Source organism: Peribacillus sp. NPDC097895 (assembly GCF_050277555.1).
GTDB lineage: Bacteria > Bacillota > Bacilli > Bacillales > DSM-1321 > Peribacillus.
This window is the reverse complement of sequence record NZ_JBNNSH010000001.1, coordinates 924301-941096: the sequence shown is the minus strand read 5'-3', so window position 1 is coordinate 941096 and position 16796 is coordinate 924301. Positions and strand designations below refer to the sequence as shown.

The following is a 16796-nucleotide window of genomic DNA, read 5'->3' as shown; positions in this document are numbered from 1 at the left end:
CTCAGTTCTCGAAAGATACCTAAAGCTCGCTAGCAATAGAGTATCAAATTTTTATAACCGTTTCAAACCATATGCCTCATTTTTTCATTTTTCAATAATATTTCCTATGAGAATACCACGTATATAAAATATCCAATCATCAAAAGTTGAATGATCCCTTTTGTAATCACACTGCTTATAAAACCTACAACGGAACCCAGGCCGATTTTAGAAGCAGTAACCGGATCTTTTTTATGAACTAGAATTTCTGCCAGGAATGCCCCGATGAATGGACCTATTAATATTCCGACAAATGGAATCACGAATGGTCCGACAAGGAGCCCAATCGTACTGCCCCAAACTCCCGCTTTCGTGCCGCCGTATTTTTTGACCCCCACCATGTTTGCGATATAATCAGCTGCGAACAGAAGGATGACGAATAAAATTTGGACCGTCCAGAAGAACCAGCCAAATGGTTCAAAGGAATAAAATAGTCCATATAACAACATTCCGCCAAATATGAATAAAACACTTGGTATGATGGGAAAAATCAGACCGACAAAGCCCATTATGAACATGAGGATAATTATGATCCAAAATAGTGTATCCACAATTAAAAACGCCCTTTCTCATTTCATTTGTAATTTGCCTCTTTATCTCCATAATTGCCCCTTTATTGATGGTTGAAACCAATGTAGCAGAATACAGGTTGTTTTATTTTTCCCATATAGTTAAAATTGGTTAGGAATCTTATATAGTTAGGTGCTGAAAACATTGAACATATTCAAACAACTATGGGTAAGCTTATATTCTCCTAAAGATATCGCTTCCTTTCAAAACCAAGGTATCGGTAAAACGATTTTGTACGTATTTTTTGTTAGTCTCATCGCTTTTCTCCCTTCAGCTTATTATTTCGGTACAATGATGGTTGATGGAATAGATGCCATGCACGAAACAGTATCTGAAGACTTACCTCAATTTGAAATCAAAAATGGCACATTGACGACTGAGAATGGTGAACCTTTCGCCATGAATAAAAACGGATATCAAATTTTTGTAGATGGTACCGGGACCTTGACTGCGGAAAAAGTGGCTGCAAAATCTGATGAAGCTGTCGCTCTTTTAAAGTCTGAGCTCGTTTTCGTATCTGGAGGCAACGTGCAATCCTCTCCATATTCCCTTCTGGAAGGAGATAATCAGGAAATATCCACTTGGCTTGATTCAGTCGAATCTGTGCTACCGATTATCCTTCCATTGCTACTACTTATATTATATTTGTTTACTGCTAGTGGGATCTTCATAAAAGTGACAATCCTTGCAGCTTTCGGTCTTCTTTTCAAAAATGCCCTTGGCCGTTCGTCTTCCTATAGGCATCTATGGAGAATTGGTGCTTACAGCATTACACTTTCCACTATTTTCTTCACCATCATGGATTCCTTTCAAGCAACGGTTCCATTCGCTTCATTCATTAGCTGGTTTGTGACATTGATGATGTTATACTTATCCATTAAAGAAACCCCAGCTAACAAGAAACTAGATTGACCTAAAAAGTAAAAAGATCCGGACAAATCTTGTTCGGATCTTTTTGTTTTTCTTAATTACCGGCGATAATCCATGCCTTTCATTGCGTATGACTGCAGTCATCATTTTTTCACATCTCCTTAATTCGACAAAATACTCACCAAGTTATTCCTATACTAATAGTTGAATTAGTATTTAAGAGGTGATAGACGTGAAGAAGAGTAATCTTGATGTACAGTGGCTGTTACTTATAATGGAGGCAAAAGAGATAGGTCTGACTCCAAAAGAAATCAGATGCTTTCTTAACTCCAACTCAAATAATAAGGATTTTATACAACTGAAAAAGCAAAATTGAATGATGACACTTCATTTCCATCTGAAAAAGCGCCCATTTTTAGGCATAACTTTAGACCCTTCCAAGTATATATATGTTAAAGACAAGCTTGGGAGGATGGAAAATTGAAACGGCTAATGCTTTTTATCTCATTTTGTTTCACTTTATTTATCATTTATTTCGATCTGACGACGGGTACCTTGCCGACTCCCCATCCACCAGCCTCTTCAGGTGAAACGGCTGTCCCGGCAAGTCAGCCGCAATCCGCCGCAACTGCTGATTACAAAGAAATCGTCATGAAACCCGGGGATACCTTACTCTCCATTGTTGAAACGGAAAAAGACGGATCAAATCAGGAAATTGAAACAATTATATCTGACTTTCAAAGTTTGAATGAAGGTTTAAAGCCTGAAAATATGCAGATTGGCAAAACATATAAGATTCCTGTTTATAAATAGTCTCCAAATGGGAGGGGCGCTTTTCCAAGAATCATTAAGATAGGTTTCTAAGTATCGATTATATCCAGGAATAGGAAATGTTTCTTGATGAAAAAAGATAAAACATCCTATTTCCTTGTCAAGAGGTAAGTACATTGATACAATATTTCAGAGAAGTAAATTAAAAATCAAAACTGATTTTTTCCTAAAGGAGAGAATTCCACTTGAGTGAAATCATACATCGCACCAAGACGCGGCCAATTAAAGTCGGAAACTTAACGATTGGCGGCAATAATGAAGTTATTGTACAAAGCATGACAACTACCAAAACACATGATGTTGAAGCAACTGTTGCAGAGATCCTTCGTCTTGAAGAAGCGGGATGTCAAATCGTACGTGTCGCATGTCCGGATGAAAGAGCTGCTGAAGCAATCCCTGAAATAAAAAAACGGATTAATATCCCTCTTGTAGTCGACATTCATTTCGATTATAAACTGGCACTAAAGGCAATTGAAGGCGGAGCGGATAAAATCAGGATAAATCCTGGTAATATTGGACGACGTGAAAAGGTTGAAGCAGTCGTTAAAGCTGCGAAAGAAAAAGGAATCCCTATCCGTATCGGGGTCAATGCCGGTTCTCTTGAGAAGAAGATCCTTGATAAATACGGATACCCAACTGCCGATGGCATGGTTGAAAGTGCCTTACACCATATCAAGATCCTGGAAGATCACGATTTTCATGACATCATCGTTTCCATGAAGGCTTCTGATGTGAATTTAGCCATCGAAGCATATGAAAAAGCTTCAAAAGCATTCGATTATCCTTTACATCTGGGGATTACGGAATCAGGTACACTGTTCTCAGGCACCGTAAAAAGTGCTGCCGGACTAGGTGCCATCCTAAGCCAAGGAATCGGAAGTACAATGCGCGTTTCCTTAAGTGCTGACCCTGTTGAAGAGGTGAAAGTGGCAAGGGAGCTTCTAAAAGTATTTGGACTTGCTTCTAACATGGCCACTTTAATTTCCTGCCCAACTTGCGGTCGAATCGAGATTGATTTAATCTCAATCGCTAATGAGGTTGAAGAGTACATTCAGACAATTAAAGCACCAATCAAGGTTTCTGTGCTTGGTTGTGCGGTAAATGGTCCTGGAGAAGCTCGTGAGGCTGATATCGGCATAGCAGGGGCTCGTGGCGAAGGGTTATTGTTTAGAAAAGGGCAAATTGTACGTAAAGTCCCTGAAGAGACAATGGTCGAGGAACTGAAAAAGGAAATCGACAAGATTGCTGAAGAGTACTATGAAAAACAAAGGGCGGAAGCTGCTGCTGCAGCTTTACTAAATAAATAAAACAAAAAAATCCCGAGATTTCATTATCGGGATTTTTTTGTTTTCCATCATAGAAAAACCTTTTGATGTCATTTTGGAGAATGACATCAAAAGGCCTCATAAAGCTTAAAAGAACGGCAGGATGAATATGCCAACGATGATGGAGACTGCACCAATGACGATGGCCCATGTACCCATGTTCGACCCTCGGCTTCGTGCCACTATCCCTACAATGATTCCTACAATCCCTAAGATGAAGGGCATCGTGAATAACGATACAATGGAGATGATCAAAGCTATGACACCAATGGCTGTTCCTCTTGATGCCACATCCCCTGACCCTACTGACTCATCATCCTTATATCTCCTGTTTTGCAGAGGTGGCGAGATTTCAGCAGACGTTTCTTCATGATACCGGTTATCCAACTGTGTAACCGTTCCACGATTTTCGAAACGTCTATCATCTGCAGGTGTATCTTCATTATAATACCTCTCATGATGCTCATCATCCGCAATGGATGGGTCACTTCCCTCTTTAGACAATCGCATCTCATCGTCAATACTGGAGTATTGATCTTTTTCCATTCTTGCATCCCTCACTTTCGTTTGTAGGAGCATTTATAGTGTATGTAAATCCGCGGGAATCCACCGTGAAAAAGGTTTCATGTCTTGGAAATAAATACGTGTTTTTACCATAGGTATGTTTGTATATGTTACACTATTACAAGTACCTGAAAATGAGGAGAGATTCATCATGAAAAAACGTTTTGGCATTGATATTGACGGGACTGTTACAAGACCGGATTCCATGGTCCCTTTTTTAAATAAAGCTTTTCAGCTGAATTTAGCTTATGAAGATATTACAGAGTATGACTTATTCCCATTCGTGAATGTTCCAAAGGAAGATTTCACTAACTGGTTCATTGAGACTGAGCCACTCATTTATACCGAATCTTTGATGGCTGAAGGAGCGAAAGATGTACTGGAAAAATGGACAGAACAAGCAGACCTCTATTTCATCAGTGCCAGAAGCAATCGTTTATTGGATGTAACAAAAAATTGGTTCACTACGAACCAGGTCCTGTATGATCATATAGAGCTTGTTGGTTCACACGATAAAGTGGCTGCAGCCAAGAAGTTTGCTGTCGATCTCTTTTTAGAGGACAAGCACGATAATGCAGTGGCCATTTCGGAAGAGTGTAATATACCAGTAATTTTATTTAATACCCCTTATAACCAAGATCCGGTGCCCAAAAAGGTGATTCGGGTCAACAATTGGAAAGAGGCGTCTATTTGGGTGAATAATTGGATGTCTGGAAAACCAATACCTATAAAATGATAAAAGAAAAACCATTGACAAAGGGTCAATGGTTTTTAAGCTTCTAGAGAAACGCTACATGCGGGACAGCGTCCGTAAATTTCAAATTTATGCCCTGAAACATCGTAGTCCTTCAAACTTTCCTGAAGCTCTTGCATCGGGCACAATTCGATTTCTTTCGTTTTTCCACAACTCAAACAGATGAAGTGGTGATGGTGGGAAGAATGGCCGCATGTAAAACGAAAATGCTTCTCCCCCTCCAACTCGGTCGCTTCAAAAATCCCTAGTTCTACAAACAAGGAAAGATTCCGGTAAATCGTATCGAAGCTCAATCCGGGATAATCCTGTTTCATATTCTCCAATACGTCTTTTGCCGTTAAATATTTATCGCTGGAAGAGAAAAGCTGAAGCATTTCTTCCCTCTTTCCTGTATGTTTAAAACCTTTATCTTTTAGTAATTGCATGGCAGTAGTTACGTTCAAAAAACATCACCCCATCTATCGATTTTTCCACTTATCAAACAAAATTGACAAGATGAGAATTAGCACAGCGATTATTACAATGGTCCCACCTGGAGCGAGATCGAGGTTGTATGATAAAAATAATCCCCCTACTACGGACACTTCGCCGAATAATACCGCTAGAGCAATCATCTGCTTAAAGCCCTTCGCAAAGCGGAGGCTTGCTGCTACCGGCAGCGTCATGAGCGAAGAGACCAGTAATATTCCAATGATTTTCATTGAAGCTGCAATGACCAACGCAACCATGACAATAAAAATAAAGTGAATCGCTTTATAAGGTATTCCGGACGCTTTCGCATGCTCTTCATCAAATGATAACAAAAATAATTCTTTATACAATAGGGTCAGCGTCAAAGCAACGACTACCCCCACTGCCAATATAACATATAAGTCCGCCCGGCTGACTGCACTGACACTTCCGAATAAATAACTATATAAATCCGAATTGAAACCATCTGCAATGGAAATGAAAATGACACTAAGACCCATTCCGCCGGACATTATGATCGGGATTGCAAGCTCTTGGTAATGCTTGTACACCCCTCTTAATTTTTCAATAAATAATGAACCACCTACCGAAAAAGCCATCCCTATATAAAGCGGATTCAATCCAGCAAGTGAAAGAAAGCTCTTCTGAAGCAATAAACTAAACGCTATACCTGCAAGTGCTACATGACTAAGCGCATCGGAAATCATCGACATCCGCCTTACCACGACAAAAACGCCCACTAATGGCGCAATCGCTCCGATGATGATTCCGGTCAAGAATGCGTTCTGCAAAAATTCAAATTGCAATATCCCCGATATCATTGGGCTATCCTCCAAAACATATTAATGATCATGATTTAATAATTGGACGTCATGTCCGTATATGGACGAAAGCTCGCCTTCATTCAATTCATTATATTCACAGGCATCCCCGTGAAAATGAAGCTTTTTATTTAAGCAAGCGACATGTGTGACTTTATCGGTCACAGTACCAACATCATGGGTAACTAAAATCAGGGTTATTCCTAATTTTTTATTCAACATCTCAAGCATTTCATAAAATTGGTGGACGTTCTTTGAATCAACACCGACTGTGGGCTCATCCAAGATCATCAATTCCGGCTCGCTGACTAGTGAACGAGCAATGAATACCCTCTGCTGCTGCCCTCCGGACAATTCACCAATATTTCGGTTCTGATATTCAAGCATGTCCACGGATTCCAAAGCCTTTATGACCTTTTGCCTATCCTCTTTGCTTGCAAACTTAAATAATCCAATTTTTTTGGTCATACCACTTTGAACCACCTCAAATACAGTGGCAGGAAATCCTGAGTTGAAGGAGTTCGCCTTTTGGGAAACGAATCCGACCTTTTGCCAATCTTTAAAGCGACGTATGTCTTCCCCGAAAATCTCTATTTTTCCTTTTTGGAGCTTGAACAGACCAAGCAGCAACTTCAAAAGTGTCGACTTTCCGGATCCATTCGGCCCGACGATTGCTAAGAATGCCCCTTTAGGGATTTCAAGCGAAACATGTTCCAGCACTAGATCTTTTGTATATTTGTAAGATATATCTTCTAATTTAACTATGGCATTTACTGCATTATCCAAAGAGATCACCTATTTTTTAAGAATCATTACGATTAACATTCGTTAGTATAAATCAAACAAGACCAGATGTAAAGAATCCTGATCTCAAAAACAAGTGCCCACAAGCATTGATTTGCCAAAATCGGCAGCAAAAATCAAATTTGCTCAATTCAAACCAAAGTTTAATGTTCACATACGTCATCCTCCTTCATATGTATTAAAAAAGGAGGAGATCGTTTGAAATTATTTGAAATGATGGTCAATCATAAAATCAACAAAATACGCCCTGATGAACTGCTTTCCCTTGCAAAGCAGCATGGAGTTGCACTCACGCAACAACAAGCACAGGATATCACTGCCCTTCTAGCAGGTAAAAATATTAACATTTTTGATATACGTCAAAGACAAAACGTTCTAGGTCAAATCACAAAAGTTGCTGGAGCAAGTACTGCCAGGGAAATAGAAACACTCTTTAACAACCTTACATCCAATTTTTAAAGAATTTGAAAGACATACTTTTTAACCATAAAATGAAAGGACGATTCATCCTTATCTCGATGAATCGTCCTTTCTATGATTATTGCTGGTTCATGATCTTTTCCAATAAATCTTCTTCGAATTGATTGTTCTTGAACATATCAATTTCAAATTTATAAGGTGCCTTTTTATCTTTCTTGTCTTCTCCAACATAAGGTGTTTCCAATATTTTTGGAACAGTGCTTAATTGCGGATGATGGACAATATCATTCAACGCTTTAAAACCAATATGACCAAATCCAATGTTTTCATGGCGATCTTTACGCATGCCGCGTTCGTTTTTGCTATCATTAACATGAATGACCTTGATGCGATCCACACCAATCAATTTATCAAATTCATTTAGAACACCATCAAAATCTTCGATGATATTATAACCAGCATCGTGAGTATGGCAAGTATCGAAGCATACCGATAATTTTTCATTATGGGTCACACCATCAATAATCATGGCCAACTCCTCGAAAGTCCTGCCACATTCGGTACCTTTACCCGCCATCGTTTCAAGGGCAATCTGAACTTTATCATCAGCAGTCAGCACTTCATTCAAACCTTCGATGATTCTCTTGATTCCCAGTTCACTGCCTGCACCAACATGTGCACCTGGGTGAAGTACGATCTGCCTTGCACCAATCGCTTCTGTCCGATCGATTTCGCTTCGTAAGAAGTTGACTCCTAGTTCGTATGTGGCTGGATTCGTCGTATTTGCTATGTTGATGATATACGGGGCATGGACTACGATATCACTGATTCCATTTTCCTCCATATGCAATAATCCAGCTTCAATATTTAAGTCTTCGATTTTTTTACGTCTTGTATTTTGTGGGGCTCCCGTATAGACCATGAATGTGTTGGAGCCATATGAAACCGCTTCTTGACTCGCAGCAAGAAGCATATTTTTCCCGCTCATTGAAACATGCGATCCAATCTTCAGCATCTGATTACTCCCTTATTTCTTTCTCTGTATACGACGTTCGCGTTTTTTAAAGTTTTCTACATCACGTTGGATTTTTTTCTTGTAACCTGGCTTGACTTTAGTTGGCTTCTTGACATGCCTGCTCGCTTTAACATCAATATCAGATTTTTGTTTTTTGCGGTTTTTTCGTTTATTACGTTCGTCTATATCAACCCAATCACCGTTTTGGATATCGGCATCCCGGAATTCGATGCCCATTTTTTCAAGGCGGTTCAAAGAGTCTTCATCGGAAGTATCATAAAGTGTAGCGGCAATGCCTGAATATCCTGCACGAGCCGTTCTTCCCGTCCTATGAATGTAAAAATCGAGATCTGAAGGCAATTCATAGTTAATGATATGACTAACGCCTTCAATATCGATTCCACGGGAAGCCAAATCTGTCGCCACGATGAATTGATACTCCAGATCATTGATTTGCTTCATCATTTTTTTACGTTCACGAGGCGTTAAATCCCCATGAATACGACCGACATTCAACCCTTTTTCGATCAAGGAATTAGCCACATGATCCGCCATTTTTTTGGTGTTCGTGAAAATAATAGCTAAATATGGATTATAACGAACGATGATATCATGAAGTAACTGCTCTTTGTTCCGATGGCGAAGCGGTACCAAAACATGTTCAATTTTAGCGGCAGTCGCCTGCTTGGGATTCACTTGAACATATTTCGGATTCTCCATATATTTATTCAAAAACGGCTTTAATTTTTCTGGGATGGTTGCCGAGAAGACAAGCATTTGAATTTTTTCAGCCATACGTGATGCAAATAAATCGACATCTTCAAGGAATCCCATGTCTAGCATAAGGTCCGCTTCATCGACAACAAGCATTTTTGCTGTATACACCTGAAGCGCTTGAGCCTCAACCAAATCCTTGATTCGGCCTGGCGTTCCAATTACCAGTTGTGGCTGTGTCTTCAATTTATCGATCATACGCTGTTTATCCGTGCCACCGATAAAACAACGAACAGAAATCTGCTCATCTTCAGGAAAATGGTCAGCAATTTTCAAAGCTTCTTTATAGATTTGGTTCGCTAACTCACGGGTTGGTGCGGAAATAATCGCTTGAACTTCATTTTTACCAGCATCAAGCTTGTTCATAATCGGCAGCAAATAGGAATGTGTTTTTCCTGTACCTGTCTGCGACTGTCCAATTAAGCTACTTCCCTTTAAAAGCGACGGAAGCACGCGTTCTTGAATTTCCGTCGGCTTATCGAACCCTAAAGTACGAACCGCATCTAGAATGTAGCTTTTCAAATTAAATCGTTCAAATTGGTTTTGTTTCATCAAAAAACTCCTTTATCCTTGTCAGTCATTAGACATGTCCTACTATTATAATAAATTTTATACAAAAAGCGCAAGCACCTTGGTCAGCTCGTGAAGAAAATAGGGATTGACCCTTAAGGCGCTTTTTGCCTTAGGTGGTCCATCTTCTTTTTCACAACGAGCTAGGTGCTGAAGCTGGATTATACAAAAAGCGCAAGCACCTTGGTCAGCTCGTGAAGAAAATAGGGATTGACCCTTAAGGCGCTTTTTGCCTTAAGTGGTCCATCTTCTTTTTCACAACGAGCTAGGTGCTGAAGCTGGATTATACAAAAAGCGCAAGCACCTTGGTCAGCTCGTGAAGAAAATAGGATTGACCCTTAAGGGGTCCATCTTCTTTTTCACAGCGAGCTTAAGCGCTAAGGCTAGTTCTCTTAAAATGGACTTCTGCAAACGAAAAGCCCCTGTCCTGGTCATAGCGTATCCCCCGCAGACATGGAGCTAAAAGACTTACCGTAACCATCTTACCTTCTTTCCGGTCACTTCACAACAGCACAGTCACTCTTTCCTCAAACCTTTTTTGTCTAGCTGCATAATTTATATAGAAGAATAACACCAGCATATAAAATCAGAGGAGGTGAACCCTATGTTTCCAAATAGAAATCATCACCCCGGACCCGGTTTTCAGGCACCCAATGGTCGAAGGATGCAGCACCCACAAGCGCCATTCAGGCAGCCTCAGCAAATCCCCCAATCTTATCAGCAGATGAGGCGGCCGATGGCACAAGTTAGACCCCCGGGACCACAGGGACCTCAAGGTTTCCGAGGCCCGTTCAACCAGCAGCAGCGTCAGGAATTTCCACCTGCAAAGAAAGAGGGGCTATTGTCGAAGATACTCGGTAAGTCGAAACAAAATCCTGCTTCCCGCAACCCGTTTGCACCTGCCGCTTCCACTAACCAAAGTTCTTCAAGAAGCAGCGGAGGGGGGATTTTAGAAACACTAAAAAACCCTGAGTCTCTGAACAACATGCTTACCAACACGCAAAAAGTGTTGCAGGCAGCCGAACAATTCACCCCTATGGTGGAACAATACGGACCAGTGATTAAAAATTTGCCGTCCATGTGGAAAGTTTTCCAGAGTATATCATCATCTGATGTTAGCGAAAATTCGGAAGCATCCGTTGAAAGCGAGCCTAAAGTAGAGGCACAAAACAATAGTGAGGTAAAGCCTGAGTCGAATGAACAAGAAAAAGCTATGAAAGCTAGCCCCACAGCTCAAGTTCGAAACAATACCAATAGGCAAAGGTCATCCGGCCCCAAGCTTTATATTTAAAGATTAAAAAAATTTTACCAGTTAATGTTTTTAGGCAAATAGGATGTTTTGTAATATCATCTATGGTCTTATATAATAGAAAGGTATAAAAGTGAGAGTTTCTTGCCTTTGAAGGAGGACACATAGATGAAAGTGATTAAAATTTCCCCGCGCGGCTATTGTTATGGCGTTGTCGATGCCATGGTCATCGCCCGAAATGCGGCTTTAGATAAAACCTTGCCACGCCCCATTTACATTTTAGGGATGATTGTGCACAACAAACATGTGACGGATGCATTTGAAGAAGAAGGCATCATCACGTTGGACGGCAGCAACCGCAACGATATCATCGAACAAGTGGACAGCGGAACCGTCATCTTTACGGCCCATGGCGTCTCTCCTGAGATTAGGAAGATCGCTGCAGAAAAAGGGCTAGTCACCCTCGATGCAACGTGTCCCGATGTTACTGCAACTCATGACCTAATTCGTGAAAAAGAAGCGGAAGGCTATCAAATCATTTATATTGGCAAGAAAGGCCATCCGGAACCAGAGGGTGCAGTCGGAGTAGCTCCCGATGTCGTTCACCTGGTTCAAAAGGATGAAGATGTTGAAGCTTTGACACTGAATAGTGATAAGATCATCGTCACAAATCAAACAACGATGAGCCAATGGGATGTTTTGGATATCATGGATAAGGTCAAGGAAAAATTCCCACATGCAGAAGTCCATAAGGAAATTTGTTTAGCGACACAGGTACGTCAGGAAGCGGTTGCCAAGCAAGCTGGCGAAGCTGATGTTTTAATTGTCGTCGGTGATCCAAAGAGTAATAATTCAAACCGCCTTGCACAGGTGTCCGAAGAAATAGCGAGCACGAAAGCTTATCGTATCGCCGACATTTCCGAGCTTAACCTTGAATGGCTAAAAGATGCAGAAACGGTTGCGGTTACGTCCGGAGCTTCTACACCAACACCAATCACAAAAGAAGTTATCGCATTTCTAGAACAATTTGATCCAAATGTTGAATTGACCTGGAATACCGAAAAGAAAACGCCATTGAATAAAATTCTACCTAAGATTAAAGTGAAAAAATGAATGCACATACAAAAAGGGCAACCGCTTTGGCTGCCCTTTTTTGTGCTATCAAATAAATCGGAAAGGGTCCGTATTTAACTGAGATGGGATGAATTCCACATCGAAGTTCTTATCGCGGCACTTTTCTTCAAGGATTCGCGCAACGCCTTTTTTCATCACTTTTTCAACATTGTGCCCTGGATCCACAATATTCAAACCAATCATCATCGCGTCATGGGCCGTATGGTAATACATATCACCTGTAACATATACATCCGCGCCCTTGAATTTTGCAGTCGTGAAGTATTTGTTTCCATCTCCGCCCAGCACAGCCACTTTTTTTATCGGACTTTGCAAATCACCAACGACACGTACCTTTTCAACATCAAGTGTCTGTTTAACATGTTCGCAAAATTGTTCAAGGGTCATTTCTTCCGCAAGGATACCAATCTTTCCTAATCCAAGTGACTCCCCTTTATTCTCCAATTTATATATATCATAAGCGACTTCCTCATACGGATGGGCTTTAATCATCGCAGAAAGCACTTTCTTCTCAATATTTTCGGGGAATATCGTTTCAACCCGCATTTCAGTAACGGATTCAAGATTTCCTCTGGAGCCAATTACCGGTTCACTGCCTTCGCCTGGCAAGAAGCGTCCCGTGCCTTCCCCCGAAAACGAACAATGACTGTAATTTCCGATTGCTCCTGCCCCTGCGTTTCCAAGGGCTTCCCTCACCTTTTGTTCATCGGCCTTTGGAACATATACGACCAATTTCTTTAGAGCTGTTTCGTAAGTTGGAATCAATACTTCTGTATCCTGTAACTGAAGCGCTTCGGCAAGTAGATCATTTACTCCGCCCTTCGCGACATCTAAATTGGTATGTGCAGCATAGACAGCGATATCATGTTTGATCAGCTTTTCGATGATACGACCTCCGGCAACCATTGTATCGATTCTTTTCAATGGTCGATAAATAAGCGGATGATGGGCAATGATTAATTCCGCCCCATGTTCTATCGCTTCGTCTACAACCTCTTCCAATACATCAAGGGCAATCACGACTTTAGTAACTGGCTTATTCAGTTGTCCTACATGCAGCCCGATTGGGTCTCCCTCCATTGCATATTGCTTAGGAGAGAATTGTTCAAACATTTCAATGATTTGCTGGCCATTTACTGTTTTCAACCTCTAAGCACCTCCTCAATTACTGAAACTTGGGATTTTAATTCATTGCGCTTCGTTTCCAATCCGCTTCGTCCGCTTTCATCCAGTTGTTCGATGATTCTTTCCAGATGTTTTTTCTCAAGCTGCCATTTTTTAATGAAAGTGTCACTGAATTGCGCCATTAAGTATGGACCGAACATAAGGCCAGTTTGCATATTTGCACGATAAGGGCGAAGTGGATCCCCTTTTTCAGCAATTAAGATTTCGTAGATTTTCCCATCTTCCTCAAGAACTTCCTCTCCACTAAGTTCCCAGCCGTTATCGATTAGCCAACTACGAACATTCGCTGCACCGACATTTGGCTGAAGGATCAGCCTTTCTGCCTTGCCGAGCTTTCCTTTTCCACTTTCCAGGATGCTTGATATTAAAGTCCCACCCATGCCACAAATCGTAATGCACGTCGCTTCATCAGGATTCAATACTTCAAGTCCATCTCCTTTACGGACCTCTATCTTGCCCTCTAGTCCCGTTATCGCCACTTGCCTGCGGGCTGACTGATAAGGACCTTCTACAACCTCGCCTGCTATGGCATGGTCACACAGGCCATTATTCACTGCATAGCACGGCAAGTAAGCATGGTCGGAACCTATATCTGCAAGGATGCTTCCTTTTTGTATATGTATGGCAACACGTTCTAATCTCTTCGATAGTTTTTCATGGTTCATATTTATCAACTCTCTTATTTCAAATAATGTCTTCCTTTTAATTAGTTTCCCATTCGATTATAACAAGTTCAATCGAAAAATTACAGAAAGGAGATATATGCTCTCCCTATCACTATATAAAAGGAAACTTTCATCTGGAATCTTTCCTTTTCCGAATAAAAGAAAAACTGACTCAAAAGCTCGCCTTCCAACGATTACTTGAGTCAGTTTTCATCATTATTTCAGTCCATGAATATATTCCGCCATGGCGTCAATGTTCTGTTCTTCGACTAAGCCAGATGGCATGGCACCTCGTCCATTCGTGATCACGTTTTTAACCTCGTCCACCGACAGACGATCGCCAACTCCCTTCAGAGCTGGTCCGACACCGCCTTGATAGGCGTTACCGTGACAGGAGATACAGTTCTGCTTATAGATGTCCTCAGGTGAAGCAGAGGCACTTTCCGTTTCCTCTGTTTTTCCGCCACCCTCTTTTTCCTTAGCAAGATCCTTGGCATCACCCAAACCTTTAAACGAAAGTAAAAACATAAGTCCAATACCAAAAACCATGATAATAATAAAAGGCATTACTGGATTTCGATTCATAGAATTTCCTCCCCTATGTAGAACCTAAACTTACCATATTTAATATTATATACAAACAGCTATATATTATTTTACTTGAAAAGAGTTTCAAGTAAAAGCCCAAAAATAGAAGATATTATATAATTTCTTAAAATTGTAAAAAATTTAAGTATATTTCCAATTCATTTTACTTTTTATTACATATATTTAATAATACCCTAAATCTTCTATTTAAAACCGCTAGAGTGACCATTGATTTATATAAATAAAAAGTAGACAGTGACAACAGCTCCCAGGGCTCCTGCTATGGAAAAATGGAGCAGCTTAAGTTTTTTGCCAATCAAAATCCATAGACCGCAATTAATAAACAAGAAAACATAAAGGATATTTAGTTTTCCGGGTGCTATTAATTCAGCCAAACTGACTGTTAATAAAAGCAATGATAGCGCCATTCCCATCAAGGCCATTTGAAAAATGACCTTCCTGCCCATTAATCGGCGGGCCGCTAACACAAAGATGATGATTGAAATAGTTGTCACAAGCATTTGCATTCTTATGGGTATTTCAGTAAAATAATTCAAAAATACAATAAATGCAAAAAGGGCTCCAATTAACAGCCCGGTAAGAACGTCTTTTTTATCATTTCCGGTTTTAGTCGAACTTGTTGGCGGTAATTCGCCTTGACAGTATAATGCAAGCAGGTAATTACAATATTGCTCCGGAAGCATACGACTTTCCTTCCAGGAGTTTATTTCTTGAATGATAATTTTCTTTCTCATCTCATCCATGAATTTCACATCCTCATGCCGATCTGTTCTTATGAGTAACGGCTTTTAGCCGCTTTTTCAAGTTGGTTGGTGATTAATACAGGGAAACTTAGTTACAGTGATCTCCATTAAATAGATATCTGTATAAATATTGTTGTAACAAGGATATTTTTACATCCAATTTAGTAAAAAAAAAGCCGCTCCCGAACGCTGGGCATTCAAAGAGGGCTCTGTGAAGGGCATATATATTTTATTCCAAGAAATCTTTCAAGCGCTTGCTGCGGCTTGGGTGTCTTAGCTTACGCAACGCTTTCGCTTCGATTTGACGAATACGCTCGCGGGTTACCCCAAACACTTTACCGACCTCTTCAAGCGTCCGTGTACGGCCATCATCAAGTCCAAAGCGGAGTCTCAAGACGTTTTCTTCACGGTCAGTCAGTGTATCCAATACGTCTTCAAGCTGTTCTTTCAATAGTTCATATGCTGCATGTTCTGATGGGGAAGTAGCATCCTGATCTTCAATGAAATCACCTAAATGGGAATCATCTTCTTCACCTATTGGCGTTTCCAAGGAAACAGGCTCCTGAGCTATTTTCAGAATTTCACGAACTTTTTCAGGAGTTAAATCCATATCCTCTGCAATTTCTTCTGGAGAAGGTTCGCGTCCTAAATCCTGAAGAAGCTGTCTTTGGACACGGATCAATTTATTGATGGTTTCCACCATATGCACCGGTATCCGTATCGTTCTTGCTTGGTCGGCAATGGCGCGGGTTATGGCTTGGCGAATCCACCATGTTGCATACGTACTAAATTTGAACCCTTTGCGGTAATCGAATTTTTCTACCGCTTTGATCAGTCCCATATTACCTTCCTGAATCAAATCAAGGAAAAGCATTCCCCGTCCGACATAGCGTTTGGCAATACTGACAACTAGACGTAGATTGGCTTCAGCTAAACGGCGTTTCGCTTCTTCATCTCCATCTTCAATTCGCGTCGCCAGAGAGATTTCTTCCTCTGCCGATAATAGGTCAACGCGGCCTATTTCCTTTAAATACATACGGACAGGATCATTAATCTTAACGCCAGGAGGAACACTTAAATCATTTAAGTCAAACTCTTCTTCTTTTGCAAGTTTCTTTTCATCAGGATCATCTTCATCATCGTCTTCCTCACCATCCGTGAGAATTTCGACTCCGTTTTCTGCTAACACCTCATAGAACTCATCCATTTGATCGGAATCTAACTCAAAACCGCCAATCATTTCAGCGATTTTTTCTAAAGTTAAAGAGCCTCGTTTTTTACCTAGCTCTAGTAATTTTTCTTTCACCTGTTCAAGGCTAAATTCATTATCAACTTGTTTGGAACGTGCTGGTTTTTCAGCCATTAGTTCCCCTCCTTCCAGGA

21 protein-coding genes are annotated in these 16796 nt (G+C 40.6%); 8 read left to right on the top strand and 13 right to left on the bottom strand.

The features are described from left to right. Nucleotides 1-104: 104 nt before the first annotated feature. A complete protein-coding gene (locus tag ACQKMH_RS04460; RefSeq protein ID WP_230162860.1) occupies nt 105-590 on the bottom strand; it encodes a DUF456 domain-containing protein in 486 nt (161 codons plus the stop codon). Nucleotides 591-753: 163 nt separating this feature from the next. Here ACQKMH_RS04460 and ACQKMH_RS04455 point away from each other — a divergent pair, with 163 nt between their 5' ends. The 4 genes from ACQKMH_RS04455 (at nt 754) to ispG (ending at nt 3617) form a co-directional block, all read left to right on the top strand. Beyond that, nucleotides 754-1521, top strand: coding sequence for a DUF1189 domain-containing protein (locus ACQKMH_RS04455; protein ID WP_427586255.1), 768 nt, complete (start codon nt 754-756; stop codon nt 1519-1521). 181 nt (nt 1522-1702) lie between these two features. Further along, on the top strand, nt 1703-1855 hold the full coding sequence (locus tag ACQKMH_RS04450) for an anti-repressor SinI family protein (protein WP_356713726.1): 153 nt from the start codon (nt 1703-1705) through the stop codon (nt 1853-1855). A gap of 104 nt (nt 1856-1959) precedes the next feature. Further along, nucleotides 1960-2292, top strand: coding sequence for a hypothetical protein (locus ACQKMH_RS04445; protein ID WP_427586254.1), 333 nt, complete (start codon nt 1960-1962; stop codon nt 2290-2292). A 212-nt stretch (nt 2293-2504) separates the two neighbouring features. Further along, complete coding sequence (gene ispG, locus ACQKMH_RS04440; RefSeq protein WP_427587506.1) at nt 2505-3617, top strand: flavodoxin-dependent (E)-4-hydroxy-3-methylbut-2-enyl-diphosphate synthase; 1113 nt, start codon at nt 2505-2507, stop codon at nt 3615-3617. A 105-nt stretch (nt 3618-3722) separates the two neighbouring features. On the opposite strand, the gene ACQKMH_RS04435 is transcribed toward ispG, so the two are convergent. Next, nucleotides 3723-4181 (bottom strand): DUF4190 domain-containing protein, encoded by a 459-nt coding sequence (locus ACQKMH_RS04435; RefSeq protein WP_427586253.1) that lies wholly within the window; start codon nt 4179-4181, stop codon nt 3723-3725. Between the two features lie 169 nt (nt 4182-4350). On the opposite strand from ACQKMH_RS04435, the gene ACQKMH_RS04430 reads away from it, so the two are divergent. Continuing rightward, complete coding sequence (locus ACQKMH_RS04430) at nt 4351-4935, top strand: 5' nucleotidase, NT5C type (RefSeq protein ID WP_427586252.1); 585 nt, start codon at nt 4351-4353, stop codon at nt 4933-4935. A 35-nt stretch (nt 4936-4970) separates the two neighbouring features. Here ACQKMH_RS04430 and ACQKMH_RS04425 read toward each other — a convergent pair whose 3' ends face one another. Genes ACQKMH_RS04425 through ACQKMH_RS04415 form a run of 3 tightly spaced genes read right to left on the bottom strand, consistent with a single transcriptional unit; the run spans nt 4971 to nt 7031 of the window. After that, nucleotides 4971-5396 (bottom strand): Fur family transcriptional regulator, encoded by a 426-nt coding sequence (locus ACQKMH_RS04425; protein WP_427586251.1) that lies wholly within the window; start codon nt 5394-5396, stop codon nt 4971-4973. Nucleotides 5397-5411: 15 nt separating this feature from the next. Continuing rightward, nucleotides 5412-6245 (bottom strand): metal ABC transporter permease, encoded by an 834-nt coding sequence (locus ACQKMH_RS04420; RefSeq protein WP_427586250.1) that lies wholly within the window; start codon nt 6243-6245, stop codon nt 5412-5414. A 21-nt stretch (nt 6246-6266) separates the two neighbouring features. Beyond that, nucleotides 6267-7031, bottom strand: a complete 765-nt coding sequence (locus tag ACQKMH_RS04415; RefSeq protein WP_427586249.1) for a metal ABC transporter ATP-binding protein — start codon at nt 7029-7031, stop codon at nt 6267-6269. Between the two features lie 216 nt (nt 7032-7247). Here ACQKMH_RS04415 and ACQKMH_RS04410 point away from each other — a divergent pair, with 216 nt between their 5' ends. After that, entirely contained in the window at nt 7248-7508 is a 261-nt protein-coding gene (locus ACQKMH_RS04410; protein ID WP_230155315.1) for a DUF2624 family protein, read from the top strand. Between the two features lie 79 nt (nt 7509-7587). Here ACQKMH_RS04410 and ACQKMH_RS04405 read toward each other — a convergent pair whose 3' ends face one another. The 3 genes from ACQKMH_RS04405 to ACQKMH_RS04395 form a co-directional block, all read right to left on the bottom strand. Further along, the gene (locus ACQKMH_RS04405; protein ID WP_427586248.1) at nt 7588-8484 is read right to left on the bottom strand and encodes a deoxyribonuclease IV; all 897 of its coding nucleotides are present in this window, start codon (nt 8482-8484) and stop codon (nt 7588-7590) included. A 12-nt stretch (nt 8485-8496) separates the two neighbouring features. Further along, on the bottom strand, nt 8497-9810 hold the full coding sequence (locus tag ACQKMH_RS04400; RefSeq protein WP_427586247.1) for a DEAD/DEAH box helicase: 1314 nt from the start codon (nt 9808-9810) through the stop codon (nt 8497-8499). Nucleotides 9811-10137: 327 nt separating this feature from the next. After that, complete coding sequence (locus ACQKMH_RS04395) at nt 10138-10263, bottom strand: hypothetical protein (protein ID WP_427586246.1); 126 nt, start codon at nt 10261-10263, stop codon at nt 10138-10140. 301 nt (nt 10264-10564) lie between these two features. On the opposite strand from ACQKMH_RS04395, the gene vrrA reads away from it, so the two are divergent. Both vrrA and ACQKMH_RS04385 read left to right on the top strand, forming a co-directional pair. Then, nucleotides 10565-11119 carry a VrrA/YqfQ family protein gene (gene vrrA, locus ACQKMH_RS04390; protein ID WP_427586245.1) on the top strand — a complete coding sequence of 185 codons (555 nt, stop codon included), beginning with the start codon at nt 10565-10567 and terminating at the stop codon, nt 11117-11119. A gap of 126 nt (nt 11120-11245) precedes the next feature. Further along, on the top strand, nt 11246-12190 hold the full coding sequence (locus tag ACQKMH_RS04385) for a 4-hydroxy-3-methylbut-2-enyl diphosphate reductase (RefSeq protein ID WP_427586244.1): 945 nt from the start codon (nt 11246-11248) through the stop codon (nt 12188-12190). Nucleotides 12191-12238: 48 nt separating this feature from the next. On the opposite strand, the gene ACQKMH_RS04380 is transcribed toward ACQKMH_RS04385, so the two are convergent. From ACQKMH_RS04380 to rpoD, 5 genes are all read right to left on the bottom strand, one after another. Further along, nucleotides 12239-13357 carry a Nif3-like dinuclear metal center hexameric protein gene (locus ACQKMH_RS04380; RefSeq protein WP_427586243.1) on the bottom strand — a complete coding sequence of 373 codons (1119 nt, stop codon included), beginning with the start codon at nt 13355-13357 and terminating at the stop codon, nt 12239-12241. Then, on the bottom strand, nt 13354-14061 hold the full coding sequence (locus tag ACQKMH_RS04375) for a tRNA (adenine(22)-N(1))-methyltransferase (protein WP_427586242.1): 708 nt from the start codon (nt 14059-14061) through the stop codon (nt 13354-13356). Before ACQKMH_RS04375 ends, ACQKMH_RS04380 begins: the two co-directional genes overlap by 4 nt. Before the next feature lie 216 nt (nt 14062-14277). Further along, nucleotides 14278-14646 (bottom strand): cytochrome c550, encoded by a 369-nt coding sequence (gene cccA / locus ACQKMH_RS04370; RefSeq protein ID WP_230155304.1) that lies wholly within the window; start codon nt 14644-14646, stop codon nt 14278-14280. Nucleotides 14647-14882: 236 nt separating this feature from the next. Beyond that, the gene (locus ACQKMH_RS04365) at nt 14883-15413 is read right to left on the bottom strand and encodes a hypothetical protein (RefSeq protein ID WP_427586241.1); all 531 of its coding nucleotides are present in this window, start codon (nt 15411-15413) and stop codon (nt 14883-14885) included. Between the two features lie 229 nt (nt 15414-15642). Continuing rightward, nucleotides 15643-16776, bottom strand: a complete 1134-nt coding sequence (gene rpoD / locus ACQKMH_RS04360) for an RNA polymerase sigma factor RpoD (RefSeq protein ID WP_285768943.1) — start codon at nt 16774-16776, stop codon at nt 15643-15645. Nucleotides 16777-16796 lie beyond the last annotated feature (20 nt).

Bases quoted from the DNA above. Each gene is read 5' to 3' on its own strand.
- ACQKMH_RS04435 (WP_427586253.1), bottom strand. From the start codon at position 4,181: ATGGAAAAAGATCAATACTCCAGTATTGACGATGAGATGCGATTGTCT.
- ACQKMH_RS04365 (WP_427586241.1), bottom strand. From the start codon at position 15,413: ATGGATGAGATGAGAAAGAAAATTATCATTCAAGAAATAAACTCCTGG.
- ACQKMH_RS04420 (WP_427586250.1), bottom strand. From the start codon at position 6,245: ATGATATCGGGGATATTGCAATTTGAATTTTTGCAGAACGCATTCTTG.
- ACQKMH_RS04405 (WP_427586248.1), bottom strand. From the start codon at position 8,484: ATGCTGAAGATTGGATCGCATGTTTCAATGAGCGGGAAAAATATGCTT.
- rpoD (WP_285768943.1), bottom strand. From the start codon at position 16,776: ATGGCTGAAAAACCAGCACGTTCCAAACAAGTTGATAATGAATTTAGC.
- ACQKMH_RS04430 (WP_427586252.1), top strand. From the start codon at position 4,351: ATGAAAAAACGTTTTGGCATTGATATTGACGGGACTGTTACAAGACCG.
- cccA (WP_230155304.1), bottom strand. From the start codon at position 14,646: ATGAATCGAAATCCAGTAATGCCTTTTATTATTATCATGGTTTTTGGT.
- ACQKMH_RS04385 (WP_427586244.1), top strand. From the start codon at position 11,246: ATGAAAGTGATTAAAATTTCCCCGCGCGGCTATTGTTATGGCGTTGTC.
- vrrA (WP_427586245.1), top strand. From the start codon at position 10,565: ATGGCACAAGTTAGACCCCCGGGACCACAGGGACCTCAAGGTTTCCGA.
- ACQKMH_RS04395 (WP_427586246.1), bottom strand. From the start codon at position 10,263: ATGACCAGGACAGGGGCTTTTCGTTTGCAGAAGTCCATTTTAAGAGAA.
- ACQKMH_RS04375 (WP_427586242.1), bottom strand. From the start codon at position 14,061: ATGAACCATGAAAAACTATCGAAGAGATTAGAACGTGTTGCCATACAT.
- ACQKMH_RS04400 (WP_427586247.1), bottom strand. From the start codon at position 9,810: ATGAAACAAAACCAATTTGAACGATTTAATTTGAAAAGCTACATTCTA.